Below are 12932 nucleotides of genomic sequence, written 5' to 3'. Positions count from 1 at the left end.
GCCGCCATTCAATCCACAACCCAAACCCAAAAGAAGAGGAAAAGCCATGGGTATCAAAGTTGCCATCAACGGCTACGGCCGCATCGGCCGCCAAGTAGTGCGCGCTATTTTCGACTACAAACTGCAAGACCAACTCGACATCGTTGCCATCAATGCCAGCGGCAGCATCGAGACCAATGCTCACCTGACCAAATTCGACACTGTTCACGGCCGCTTCAACTCTGAAGTTTCCCACGATGAGAAACACCTCATCATCGACGGTAAAAAAATCCCTTACTTCTCTACCCGCAACCCAGCCGAATTGCCATGGGGCGAATTGGGCGTTGACCTGGTAATGGAATGTACCGGCGCGTTCACCAGCAAAGAGAAAGCCAAAATCCACTTGGAAAGCGGCGCGAAAAAAGTGCTGATTTCCGCTCCCGGCGGCGATGACGTTGACGCAACCATTGTTTACGGCGTAAACGACGACGTAATTACCGACGACATGACCGTTATCTCCAACGCGTCTTGTACCACCAACTGCCTGGCACCTGTGGCCAAAGTATTGAACGAAAACATCGGTATCGTAAACGGCGTGATGACCACCATCCACGCGCTGACCAACGACCAAACCGTAACCGACGTACGCCACAAAGACCTGCGCCGTGCGCGTAGCGGCGTGGAAAACATGATTCCAACCAAAACCGGTGCTGCAAAAGCCGTCGGTTTGGTATTGCCGGACCTGAAAGGCAAACTCGACGGCCTCGCCATCCGCGTACCGACCGTCAACGTTTCCCTGGTTGACCTGAGCTTCCAAGCAGGTCGCGACACTTCCGCCGAAGAAATCAACGCACTGATGAAAGCCGCTTCCGAAGAAGGCCGTCTGAAAGGCGTATTGGCCTACAATACCCTGCCACTGGTTTCCATGGACTTCAACCACACTACCCAAGCCAGCACATTTGACTCTACGCTGACCAAAGTAACCGCAGGCAAAATGGTTAAAGTGTTCGCATGGTACGACAACGAGTGGGGCTTCAGCTGCCAAATGCTGAACACCGCGCGCCGTATGTTCGGTTTGGAAGTACGTCCGTTCTAATAGGCTTCCAACACAAAGGCCGTCTGAAACATCTTTTCAGACGGCCTTTTGTATTTCCTTTAAAATATCGCATTCCCATTTATTTTCAGACGGCCTCTTCATGTTTCCTAACGAATCCGCCCCGAACCTCCTGCAAGGCTTGAACCCCGAACAACTCTCCGCCGTAACCTGGCCGCCGCAATCCGCACTCGTTTTGGCAGGCGCGGGCAGCGGCAAAACGCGCGTGCTGACCACACGTATCGCCTGGCTGTTGCAAAGCGGACAAGCCAGCGTACACAGCATTATGGCGGTAACGTTTACCAACAAAGCCGCCAAAGAAATGCAGACCCGTTTGGGCGCAATGATTCCCGTCAACGTCCGCGCCATGTGGCTCGGCACATTCCACGGTCTCTGCCACCGCTTTCTACGGCTGCACCACCGCGATGCCGGCCTGCCGTCTTCCTTTCAAATCCTCGACAGCGGCGACCAGCTTTCCCTCATCAAACGCCTGCTCAAAAGCCTCAACATCGCCGAAGAAATCATCGCGCCGCGTTCGCTGCAAGGCTTTATCAACGCGCAAAAAGAATCCGGCTTGCGCGCTTCCGTGTTGAGCGCGCCCGATCCGCACACACGCCGCATGATTGAGTGCTACGCCGAATACGACAAAATCTGCCAACGCGAAGGCGTGGTCGATTTTGCCGAACTCATGCTCCGCAGCTACGAAATGCTGCAAAACAACGAAATCCTGCGCCAGCACTACCAAAACCGCTTCAACCACATTCTCGTTGACGAGTTCCAAGACACCAACAAGCTGCAATACGCCTGGCTGAAACTGATTGCCGGCAACCACGCCGCCGTCTTTGCCGTCGGCGACGACGACCAAAGCATCTATCGATTCCGCGGCGCAAACGTCGGCAACATGACCGCGCTGATGGAAGAATTCCACATCGACGCGCCCGTCAAACTCGAACAAAACTACCGCTCCGTCGGCAACATCCTCGCCGCCGCCAACGCCGTCATCGAAAACAACGACGAACGCCTCGGCAAAAACCTGCGCACCGACGCCGAAGCAGGCGACAAAATCCGCTACTACTCCGCCTTTACCGACCTCGAAGAAGCCCAATTCATCGTTGACGAAACCAAAGCCCTCGAACGCGAAGGCTGGGATTTGGACGAAATCGCCGTCCTCTACCGCAGTAACGCCCAATCGCGCGTCATCGAACAAAGCCTGTTCCGCAGCGGTATCCCCTACAAAATCTACGGCGGCCTGCGCTTTTACGAACGCCAAGAAATCAAACACGCGCTCGCCTACCTACGCCTCGCCGTCAATCCCGACGACGACAACGCCCTCTTACGCGTCATTAACTTCCCACCGCGCGGCATCGGCGCACGCACCATTGAAAACCTTCAGACGGCCTCAAACGAACAAGGCATCACCCTCTGGCAGGCAGCCTGCAACTCCGGCGCAAAAGCCACCAAAATCGTCGCCTTCGTCCGCCTCATTGAAGCCCTGCGCAACCAAGTCGGACAAATGCCCCTGTCCGAAATCATCGTCGGCATCCTCAAAGACAGCGGCCTGACCGAACACTACAAAACCCAAAAAGGCGACAACCAAGACCGCCTCGACAACCTCGACGAACTCGTCAACGCCGCCATCGAGTTCAAACCCGAAGACAGCAACTTTGAAACCCTGCCCGAAAACATTTCAGACGACCCCGCCTTCCCCATCCTCGCTTTCTTGAGCAATGCCGCCCTCGAATCCGGCGAAAACCAAGCAGGCGCAGGCGAAAAAGCCGTCCAACTCATGACCGTCCACGCCTCCAAAGGCTTGGAATTTAACGCCGTCTTCCTCACCGGCATGGAAGAAGGCCGCTTCCCCAGCGAAATGAGCCTTGCCGAACGCGGCGGCCTCGAAGAAGAACGCCGCCTCATGTACGTCGCCATCACCCGCGCCCGCAAACGCCTCTACATCACCATGGCGCAACAACGCATGCTGCACGGACAAACCCAATTCGGCATTGTCTCTCGCTTCGTCGAAGAAATCCCGCCCGAAGTATTACACTACCTGTCCGTCAAAAAACCCACCTACGACAGCTACGGCAACACACGCCAAACCGCCACGTTCAAAGACAAAATCATCGAAGACTTCAAACAGCCGCAAACCTACGCAGGCTTCCGCATCGGCCAAAACGTCCGCCACGCCAAATTCGGCACCGGCGTCATCATCGATGCCGTAGACAAAGGCGAATCCGCCCGCCTGACCATCAACTTCGGCAAACAGGGCGTGAAAGAGCTGGATACCAAGTTTGCGAAATTAGAAGAGATGTAGAAGGGAGATGGCAGAGGCCATCTGAAAACGGGAGGAGCAATTTTGCCGAAACCTCCGCCGTCATTCCCTCGCAGGCGGGAATCCAGAAGTAGAAATGTAGGTTGAATACTCGTATCCAACAAAAACATTGACGCGTCAATCGTTTCCGAAAAAAACGCTGTTGGAAAATGTCGGATTCGAGAATCCGACCTACGGCTGCTGCTTTTGGGGTGATGAAAAGCAGCCTGCACTTTAAATTTCACTCGTTTCCCTACTCATAAGATTTCAAACAATTGTGCCAACATCACATCCTGCAGCACCACCCGCGTTTCGGCCTGCCGAAGCAGCCGTGCGAGTAGTGCATCGATTTCTACGCCCGAAACAGTTTGACGCAGGCTGGATAAAGCCTTCATGCGTTTTTTTTGTTCGAATGCATCTTCCATACCAGGTTTGACACAAAAATACCAAAACGGCTCGGTCCTCATGTGGTAGAGCGGCATGCCGAAATTTTCTTGGTGGTATGCGTTTGCCACCCACCGCTGCCATTGCTGTCTGAATATTGCCTGCCATTCTTCCAAAAGCGTATCCGAAAAATCAATTTTTTCTGTGTGCAGGCTGCCTGATTCATACAGCAGGCATAAACTGTATAGAAGGATGAATTTATGCGGGGCACGGTTGTTTGCTTGTGTAAAACTTGTATGCAGGCTGCGGAATTGTTCCGCATATTTTAATAATGCTGCCAAATCTTTCATACCGCTTCCTCCTGCAAACTTTGCAATACCTCCTCCGGTTGCCAATTCAATGCGCGGCAATAATCAATAAACTCAAAGATATCCAGCCGCCTGTCACCTGTTTCTACTTTTCCTACGAACGAATGCACCACATTCATCCGTTCCGCCAATGCACGCTGCGACAACCCCAAATCCAATCTTCTGCGGATAAGGAGTTGTCGCAAATAGGTGTGTTCGGCAGAGTGTACCGACAAACGAATATTTCTCATGCGCTCCGATTTTAGGTACAATCACGCATGCACCTGTTTTAGGTGCAAATAAGAAATATGTATAAAAATGACCGTAATACCCATACACCCTGCCAACCCGTTCGACGCTATACGCCAAAACATCACTGAAGAATATTTGAGCGAAACGCAGCACTACCCTTGGATTGTTACCTTTTCAGGCGGCAAGGACAGCACCCTTGTCGCCCATTTGGTGTTTGACATGCTGCTTTCGCTGCCGCCGATGCTGCGGACGCGGCAGGTGTTCTTCATTTCCAACGACACGCTGGTGGAAAGCCCGCTGGTAGTGAAACACATGCGCCAATCTTTGGCAGAAATTCTGCGTGCCGCTGAAATTTTCAGGCTGCCCGTCAGCGGCGAAATCACCGTGCCGAAATTGCAGGACACCTTTTGGACGCTACTCATCGGCAAAGGCTACCCCACGCCCAACCGCTCAATGCGCTGGTGCACCGACCGCCTGAAAATCCAGCCTACTAGCGGCTACATCCTGCAAAAAGTAAACGAAAACGGCAAAGCCATCATCGTACTGGGCGTGCGCAAAGACGAATCTGCCACCCGCAAAGCAAGTATCGAAAGCCACCAAAACTTGGAAAACAGCAATCTGACCCCGCACAGTGATTTGAAAAACGCGTTGGTGTACCGACCGATTGTCGATTTGAGTACCGACGACGTGTGGGAATTCCTTGCTGCCAACGACCCGCCCTGGGGAGGCGCACACAGCGATTTAATCAAGCTCTACCGCGAAGCCGCCGGCGGCGAATGTCCGATTGTGCTGTCGCAGGAAGAAGCCCCCGGTTGCGGCACCAATTCCAGCCGCTTCGGCTGCTGGACGTGCACGGTGGTCAATAAGGACAGAAGCCTGCAGGGCTTTGTGGACGCGGGGAAAACCGAATTCACACCGTTAATCGAATACCGCGACTGGCTGGTGGACATCCGCAACAAACCCGAATACCGCCAGGCCGAACGGCGCAACGGAAAACTCACGTTCAAAGGCGGCAAACACATCCCCGGCCCGTTCACCATCGCGGCGCGGCAGGAAATGCTGGCGAAGCTGCTAAAAGTGCAGGCTGCTTTCGGCGAAGAACTGATTTCGCAGGACGAAATCGACCTAATCAAGCGAATTTGGACGGAAGATCTGATTAACACTTACTCAAGGAATAAAAATGAAGACGGAAACACGGGAACAGGTGGCTGATTTGCTGCTGTGGAGTGATGAAAATGCCAGAAACCTGATGGAGAAAATCGCTGCCGAACATGGTGTATCGCCCGATGCGCTGGCCGATTTGGCGGCATGGGAGCGCGAGCAACAGGAACGGATCCGCAAACGCGGCATGACCGAAGTATTCGATGAAGTTTTTGAAAACAGGAAATATTGGGGCTGAATATGTGGATACATTCAATCAGGCTGCTTAATTTCAAATCCTACCAAGAAGCGGCCTTCTCCTTTCCCGAACCGAAAAACGGGCAGAACATTGTTTTAATCGGCGCGATGAACGGGCACGGCAAAACCACTTTGTTGGAAGCGGTTTACCTGTGCCTGTATGACGCGGATGCGGTCAGCCATTTGCAGCGGGCCGGCTTGAACAGCAAAGATGTCAATTACCCGAATTTCCTGCAGGCTGCCCTGCATCACAAAGCAGCGCCGCAATACGGCCGATACCGCATCGAGCTGGAAATTGAAATCCGCCAACGGCGGCAAGGTAAGATTTGCGGCCTGAAAATCCGCCGGAAATGGCATTTCAATGAGAAAAGGCAATTTGAACGCGAAAGCACCGAAACGCGGGCAGACGTGCTGGTTGACGACCGCTACCTGCCTGTCGATTTAGCCGAATTGGACAAATATCTCAACACTTACGCCCTGCCGTTCGATTATGCGCCGTTTTTCTTTTTCGACGGCGAAAAAATCGTGCAGGCTGCAGAACGCAGCGGCACGGGTATGTGGCTCAATACCGCCCTGAAAGGCCTGTTGGGCGTAACCCTGCTGACGCGGCTTGCAGACAGCCTTGGCGATTACCGCAAACGCTGCATTTCCGAGAACGCGGGCAAAAAGATGCAGGAAGATTTGGACAAAGCCGAAAGCGCATTGACTTCTGCCCAAGTGCAATATGATGTATTCCGTGAAGAATGGGAAAAAGTACAACAGGAATGGGCGCATTGGGATGCGGAAAGAAGCAGGCTGCAACAGCAGATCGGCGGCGGCAGCGACATCCGCACTTCGCAGGATTTGCTGATGCAGCGGGAACGGCTGGAGAAGGAAATGGACGATTTCAATGCGAAGGTCAAGGCGGCGGTTAAAGCCATGCCGCTGGCCTTCCTGCCTTCAGACGGCCTGAACGCGCTAAAAATCAAACTCGAACGAGAAGCCAACCGCCTGCACCATGAAGCCGGCAGGGAGCAGATTGCGGGACGGGTAAACGATTTTTGGAGCGCGTTTGTCGGCAGCGGCAAAGTCAAAGAAGTATTGGGGCGTTCGGCTTGCGCCATTTTGGAAGACCCGCTGATGAAGGAAGCTGTAGCCGAATGCTGGAACGAATTATTTTACCCGTTGCCTGAAAATTGCGCCGAAACTATCGAGCACAACTATCTCTCGAAAAACGCCCATGCTGAAATCCAAAACGAAATCAGCCGCATACAGGGTATGCCACAAGGAAGGATAGGCAGCCTGCTGGCCGATATCGAACAGCGGCGGAGCGAACAAAAACAAGTCTTGGAAGAATTGGAGCTGCTCAAAGGCAGCAACAAAGACGAACTGGTGGAACAGCTCAAACAGGCGAACAAGCAGGCCGATATACTGAAAGAACGTTCGGGCAGCCTGAAAAGCAACGTGTTGGAAAAAGAAAAAGAATGCCGGCGCAAAAAGGATGAAGTCAGCAAACTGCAAGACAAAATCAGCGACAGCAACCCGCTGATGGTGAAGTCGCGCCGTGCGGGACAGGTAGAAAAAGTTATTGCCGCATTGACCGATGCTCTAATGCGGCAAAAGGCGGGTGAAATCGGTGAAACCGCCACCCGCATCAACCGCACCATTGCACACGATGACCGCATCCACAAAATCAGCATCGAAGCCGACGGAAGGATGGGGCTTTACGGCCGCGACGGCAGGGAAGCGCAGGTCGATTTGTCGGCCGGACAAATGCAAATTCTGATTATGTCGCTGGTGTCGGCATTGGCGGAAGTTACCCACTATCCTGCCCCCTTTGTCATCGATACCCCTTTGGCACGTTTGGATGAGGGCCACCGAGAAGGTTTGTTCAAGCATTGGAGTGGGCTGGAACAGCAGGTGATTTTGTTGTCGCAGGACACCGAAATCACCCCCGAAGTGTACCGCCGTCTCGACCCGCATATCGGCCGCACCTATCTGGTGGAAGCCGAATCACTGGACAGCGCGGGCGCATGTTCACGTGTAACTGCCGATGTTTATTTCGAATAATTAAAGGAACAATACATGTATCTGCTGCCAGACAACCGCCAGTGGGATTCCGACTATTTCCATACCCTGATTAGCGACAAACACATTATTTCCAGCAGCGAAGCCAAAGCCATACGCGAAAAACTCACCCACGCAGGTGCGTTGCCGCATCTGGACAACAACTACGAGTGGGCGGTACTCTGTATCGGCTATTGCTTTGCCAAAGGCTGGGCTCGCCAGCCGGAAAATTTGACTGCCGCCCCCGATACCAAAGGCATCGACATCCCTTCTTTCCAAACCTGCTTTCAAGACCATTCGCGGCTTTGGCTTGCCCTGTTGAGCGAAACCCTGTTCCACATCAGGCAAGGGAAACCGGCGGGAAAAGATGATTTGTACAAACTAATTGCCGACCTGTGGCATACCGGCGCGCTTGGTTTGCATGCGTTTTGGGAACGTTGCAGACAATTCAAACCCGATGACGATTTGGCACAACGGCAGGCCTTTTTGAACGAATTGGCTGAATTGGCTGTTAAAAACAGTAGCGGACGGCAACATGCAGGAGAGATTTCTAGTTCAAGCGAATTTCCCGCAGAAAATGTCGGAACACTCGATGCAGCCCGCATCAAACTTAAAACCGCACTGGACAAAACAGTCGGCAAGGGCGGCACGATACAACTAGAATACGTCGGCGTGCGCTACGACTGCTTGCGCGTACAGTTCGACTGCTATGTGGATTTGGAAAAATACCACAGCCAGATTTGCTCCGAATTAGGCATCGGCGATGACGAAATGCGCTGCGGACGCATACGCGGCGAAGCCAATACATGGCACATCAATATCCTGCGCCCGCAAGACACTTGGCGGCAATACGGGCAAAGTGAGTTTCAGACGGCCTTACAGCAATACCGCGCATCGGCACAGCAATTCAGATTGCCAGTGTGTATCGGTTTGGACGAACGCGGCGAACCCGTGTTTCAAGATTTTGCCACCGCGCCGCATGTGATGGTAGGCGGGGAAACGGGGGCTGGGAAATCGGTACTGGTGCGCTCAATGCTGGCTTCCCTGTTCGAACTCGCTCCTCAGAATGAAACGGAAATCGTCGTGTGTTATTGCAAAGTTTCTGCGGATTTCGCCGCCTTCAAAGACCGTCCGAATTTATGGCAGGGGCGCATAGTCAGCGATGCGGAAGAAGCTGCTGAAATATTGTCGTCTTTTGCTGACGAGATGGATAAACGATACCGCCTGATGGACGAATACGCTGCAAAGGATATTGCAGAAGTCCCACAGCACGCCCGTCCAAAATATGTTGTTATCGTGATTGACGAACTGGCCGACCTTATCGATGTCAGCAGTGACGCAGAAGGGCATTTGGTACGGCTGGCACAAAAAGCGCGCTCCGCAGGAATGTATCTGTTATTGGCAACGCAACGCCCCGATGCGAAAACACTCAGCGGCCGCCTACGTGACAACCTGCCGACCAAAATTGCGTTGAAAACAGGCAAACGCCAGTCTTCCGAGATTATCTTGGGCGAGCGCGGTGCTGAAAACCTGACGGCCAAAGGCGATCATTTGGTCAAATGGAACAATGAAGCAGCACGTTTTCTGCACGGGTATAATGTATAATTTGTTCAACCATCCTTTGCAAAGGTCTCAGGCCGTCTGAAACTTAAATGGGGTTTCAGACGGCCTTTTCCTTTGGAGATTAATAATTAGGCTTTAGGTTCGCCATCATTCTCTGCTTTGGGCGGAACGGGGGCAAACCAGCCGACCAGAAGTAGCAGCAAGCCGACGATGATGAAGGAGGCAATACGCTCGATACCACCGCTGTTGGAAAGCTCAATCAGGAAGAGTTTGACGACCACGATGCCCATCAGCGTCGCGCCAGTCATCCAGTAGGAACGCTGTTTGCGGCGGTTGCCGAGTACCATCAAGATGATGGCGGTTACTGCCCAAACGACGGAGAGGCTGGCTTGCAGGCCGAAGGATTGCAGCATGATGTCGAGACGCCAAGTAATGCCGTCGTAGAAATGCCATACGCGCATCACGCCTGCGCTGATCAGCATAAATGCCAAGGCGGCGACAGTGGTCGCTGTGGTACGGCGAAGGTCGGGCGGTAAGGCTTCGGGCAGGGATTTCAGGGCAAACCAAAGCATACCGGCGCTGGCAAGTTCCACCGGATTGAGCACGGGAATATACGGCAATGGCGAAGGTTGGAACGGAGTGGAGAAGTTGGTCCACAGCATCCAACAAGCAGCGGCAAGGGCGCACAACGGCATAGCAAAATGCTGATAAATGGCTTGATGCCGTCTGAAAAATTCACGTTGGCGCTGCGTATGGAAAACAATCCACATCGCCAGTGGTACGACCAGCCATGAGAGCTGCGCCCAAACGCCGTAAAAACGCTCGCCGGCATACAGCGCCGTCCAAAGCGTCCAAAGTACGCCGAGTATTGTGATATTGAGTTTGTGCAACCAAATCAGATCATGGCGCGGATAGTTGTTCAAAATAATGAAGTTCAACACGGTGGCAGCCACAAGCGGCAAGGCTGCGGCGGCTGTCACCGCATGCTCGGTATGGTAGGAGAGGAAATGCAGGCCAAACAATGGCAAGAATGCCAAATTGGTTTGCAGAAGCTCTTCCCATTTCAGACGTTTGGCAAACAGCAGTAAGCTGGCAAATATCGGCCACAGCCACAACTGGGTAAACAGGGTTTCCTCACCTGTCCATTGCATATAAAGGGCGTAGCTGCCTGTTGCCAACGCGGTAAGCAGGATGATCCAGCCTGAAACCTGCGCAAAGTAAACCTCGTTTCCTTCCGGCTTTTCGCTTGCAACCGGCACGCGCGGATATTGCAGCGCGTAGGCAGCCGCAAACAGCAAAGGCGTAGCGGCAATAAGGTATAAATGGGTCAGGAAGCCTTTGGATTCATAAATGATGCTGCTTTGCAGCAACAGGGCGAACAATACATTGCCCAAAGTAAATGTGATAAATACATTCGGCTCATGTTTGCGCCGGCAGAATGCCCACGCCGCCGCCAAAGCGGAAAGAGCGACAATGCTGCCTTGGTTGGCCAAGAAGAGCAAAGGCAAAATAGAGATGTACAGCAAGGCGGCAGACAACACGGCCGTCTGAACGGATTTTTCCCATTGCGCCGAACCTTCGCGACGCGAGAAATACCACAGCAAGTAAATCGCCGCTCCGCCAAACAACACCACAATCGTCGTAAACCACTGCCCTTCCAGAACGGTATCCGTGCCAAAGCCCTGATAATTGCCCAGCTGAATCAGCGCCGCCAAGAGATAAACCATCAGCGCACCCAAACGGATATGCGGACGCTGTTGGCACAGACCGAAGAAATAAACCAATGCGGATTCAGCACTCCACAAAATGACTGTATTACTCGGTTCAAAATAAAGCGGAACGGCAATCGTGAGGAACAATACCGCCAACGCAAAAAACGCCTGACGCAAAATATACAAACCCTGCTGACGTTTCAGCAGCAGCGCGGCCAGCCCGTAAACAGCGGCAAAACCCAATGCGGAAAGCGCATCCGCAGACGGCCAATGCTCCACCATGCGGTATTGCAGGCCGAACGCCGCCGCCATCGTGCCAAACAATAAAGTATGGTCGAGGACATGCACGCGCAGGCCGTGTGTATAAATACTCTTGCCAATCTCCTCCAAAGTCGCATTGTCGGCAATCGGCGTAACGCTGTCTTCGCTGTTTTCCGTCAACTTACGGCGTGCGAACAGATACGCGATAAAGGTATAGAGCAGCCAGTGGTAAATCAAGAAAGGCTCGGTAGTGGCGAAATGTTGCGGCGTATAACTTCGCATGCCCCACAACGCGGCAATGGCAAAAGTAGCGGCAAAACCCGTCAGGTTCAGCGGACGCCATGCCTTAAACCACGCAATCGCGGCCACACCACCATTGAGCAGGGCGAGATAAGAAAACAGCACCAAATAATTACCGCTGCCGTCTGAAGTCAGCAAAGGCGCGGCCATACCGCCGATTAAAGCAACCTGCGCCATAATCTGCGCATTCTGCCTTACCGCCAGCCACGCCATCAGCACAACCATCGCCACCATCAGCCCGAACACGACCGACACAGGCAGCAGCGGATGCAGTTTCAACGCCGCCAAGGCCGTCAAATACATCACTGCCACGCCGAAACCCTGCAACACCAAGCCATATTCACGCTTACGGCTTTGCAGCTTCCAGCCGCCGACTACCGCCGCCAAACCCGCGCCTGCCACCGTCAGATAACGCAGCTCCACCGGCACATGAACCCGCTCGGAGGCATAGCGCAGCAAAAACGCCAGGCCGAGGAACAGCACCACAATACCGGTTTTCAACAACGGATTGCCGCGCAAGAACCAAGCAACAATCGGATTGTCGGAAAACTTGTACTCTCCGCCTTCCGCCTGTTCTTTATGGATAACAAATTGACGCGATGGCGCCTCTTCGCTTTCAGACGGCATCGAAGCAACAACAGCCTCTTCCTTAGACTGCTCTTCTTGTTCAGCAGCAACCGCTTCAATAACTTCCGATTCCACAACAGGCTCAGGCGAAGCAGAAGCCTTGGCAGAAACAGGATCAATAGGTATAGAAAAAGAAGGAGCAAACGCCTCTTCAATCTTCTGCTTAACAGGCGCAGCTTCCGCTTCAGGCTCAACCCGAACATGAAGCGACTCAGAGGCCGTCTGAACATCGGTAACAGGCAAAGCCTCAAGCCCCTGCCCTACCTTCGCCTCATCACGGACAACCTCATGCTCCAACACCGACAAACGCTGTTTCAGCAGCTCGATTTCCTGCTCCAGCTTTTGCATTCTATCGCCTGCCGTAGCAGATTCAGCCAAACGCTCTTCTTGACGCTGTTTGGCAATTGACCAAGCAACCAGCCAAAACAACGATCCAATAATGACGCCGGTGAACATCTCATCGGCAAAATAGCCGATAATAATAGGAATAAGCAGGCCGAAAAACTGCATAAAACACCTGTTTGATAACAATAAGAATATGCCGATTGTAACACCGGCAACATTATTCATGAAAAAAAGAGACAAAAGGCCAAGAATAAAAGCATACGGCGAATAGAATGTAGAGAATCGGAATAGAAAAAGGCCGTCTGAAAATATTTAGG

The 12932-nt window shown here is 52.9% G+C and carries 9 protein-coding genes; 6 read left to right on the top strand and 3 right to left on the bottom strand.

Features of this window, described 5'->3' with window-relative positions; translation table 11 throughout:
• Window positions 1-46 precede the first annotated feature (46 nt).
• Entirely contained in the window at window positions 47-1075 is a 1029-nt protein-coding gene (gap, locus tag KCG55_RS05295; protein ID WP_003682614.1) for a type I glyceraldehyde-3-phosphate dehydrogenase, read from the top strand.
• A gap of 100 nt (window positions 1076-1175) precedes the next feature.
• Window positions 1176-3383, top strand: coding sequence for a DNA helicase II (uvrD, locus tag KCG55_RS05290; RefSeq protein ID WP_254323589.1), 2208 nt, complete (start codon window positions 1176-1178; stop codon window positions 3381-3383).
• 254 nt (window positions 3384-3637) lie between these two features.
• Here uvrD and KCG55_RS05285 read toward each other — a convergent pair whose 3' ends face one another.
• Together KCG55_RS05285 and KCG55_RS05280 are read right to left on the bottom strand one after the other, a co-directional pair.
• Entirely contained in the window at window positions 3638-4114 is a 477-nt protein-coding gene (locus tag KCG55_RS05285; protein WP_254323588.1) for a hypothetical protein, read from the bottom strand.
• Entirely contained in the window at window positions 4111-4362 is a 252-nt protein-coding gene (locus tag KCG55_RS05280) for a helix-turn-helix domain-containing protein (protein WP_049331660.1), read from the bottom strand. The genes KCG55_RS05285 and KCG55_RS05280 overlap by 4 nt, the downstream gene beginning before the upstream one ends.
• Window positions 4363-4429: 67 nt before the next feature.
• Between KCG55_RS05280 and dndC the strand changes: the two genes are divergently transcribed.
• The 4 genes from dndC to KCG55_RS05260 are packed head-to-tail and all read left to right on the top strand — an operon-like array spanning window position 4430 to window position 9412.
• Entirely contained in the window at window positions 4430-5575 is a 1146-nt protein-coding gene (gene dndC, locus KCG55_RS05275; RefSeq protein ID WP_063076790.1) for a DNA phosphorothioation system sulfurtransferase DndC, read from the top strand.
• Entirely contained in the window at window positions 5544-5762 is a 219-nt protein-coding gene (locus KCG55_RS05270) for a DNA modification system-associated small protein (RefSeq protein WP_009425188.1), read from the top strand. Before dndC ends, KCG55_RS05270 begins: the two co-directional genes overlap by 32 nt.
• 2 nt (window positions 5763-5764) lie before the next feature.
• Complete coding sequence (dndD, locus tag KCG55_RS05265; protein ID WP_049258440.1) at window positions 5765-7810, top strand: DNA sulfur modification protein DndD; 2046 nt, start codon at window positions 5765-5767, stop codon at window positions 7808-7810.
• A gap of 15 nt (window positions 7811-7825) precedes the next feature.
• The gene (locus KCG55_RS05260; RefSeq protein ID WP_070734908.1) at window positions 7826-9412 is read left to right on the top strand and encodes an FtsK/SpoIIIE domain-containing protein; all 1587 of its coding nucleotides are present in this window, start codon (window positions 7826-7828) and stop codon (window positions 9410-9412) included.
• Window positions 9413-9498: 86 nt separating this feature from the next.
• Here the strand turns inward: KCG55_RS05260 and KCG55_RS05255 are convergent, their stop codons facing one another.
• The gene (locus KCG55_RS05255; RefSeq protein WP_254323587.1) at window positions 9499-12780 is read right to left on the bottom strand and encodes a DUF2339 domain-containing protein; all 3282 of its coding nucleotides are present in this window, start codon (window positions 12778-12780) and stop codon (window positions 9499-9501) included.
• Window positions 12781-12932 lie beyond the last annotated feature (152 nt).

It is taken from the genome of Neisseria subflava, assembly GCF_024205745.1.
Lineage (GTDB): Bacteria > Pseudomonadota > Gammaproteobacteria > Burkholderiales > Neisseriaceae > Neisseria > Neisseria flavescens_B.
The sequence above is the reverse complement of the archived record's forward strand: the minus strand, read 5'-3'. Positions and strand labels throughout refer to the sequence as shown.

What these genes read in the sequence shown, in the direction of transcription:
- gap (WP_003682614.1), top strand. Translation starts at nt 47, where the DNA reads ATGGGTATCAAAGTTGCCATCAACGGCTACGGCCGCATCGGCCGCCAA.
- uvrD (WP_254323589.1), top strand. Translation starts at nt 1,176, where the DNA reads ATGTTTCCTAACGAATCCGCCCCGAACCTCCTGCAAGGCTTGAACCCC.
- KCG55_RS05285 (WP_254323588.1), bottom strand. Translation starts at nt 4,114, where the DNA reads ATGAAAGATTTGGCAGCATTATTAAAATATGCGGAACAATTCCGCAGC.
- KCG55_RS05280 (WP_049331660.1), bottom strand. Translation starts at nt 4,362, where the DNA reads ATGAGAAATATTCGTTTGTCGGTACACTCTGCCGAACACACCTATTTG.
- dndC (WP_063076790.1), top strand. Translation starts at nt 4,430, where the DNA reads ATGACCGTAATACCCATACACCCTGCCAACCCGTTCGACGCTATACGC.
- KCG55_RS05270 (WP_009425188.1), top strand. Translation starts at nt 5,544, where the DNA reads ATGAAGACGGAAACACGGGAACAGGTGGCTGATTTGCTGCTGTGGAGT.
- dndD (WP_049258440.1), top strand. Translation starts at nt 5,765, where the DNA reads ATGTGGATACATTCAATCAGGCTGCTTAATTTCAAATCCTACCAAGAA.
- KCG55_RS05260 (WP_070734908.1), top strand. Translation starts at nt 7,826, where the DNA reads ATGTATCTGCTGCCAGACAACCGCCAGTGGGATTCCGACTATTTCCAT.
- KCG55_RS05255 (WP_254323587.1), bottom strand. Translation starts at nt 12,780, where the DNA reads ATGCAGTTTTTCGGCCTGCTTATTCCTATTATTATCGGCTATTTTGCC.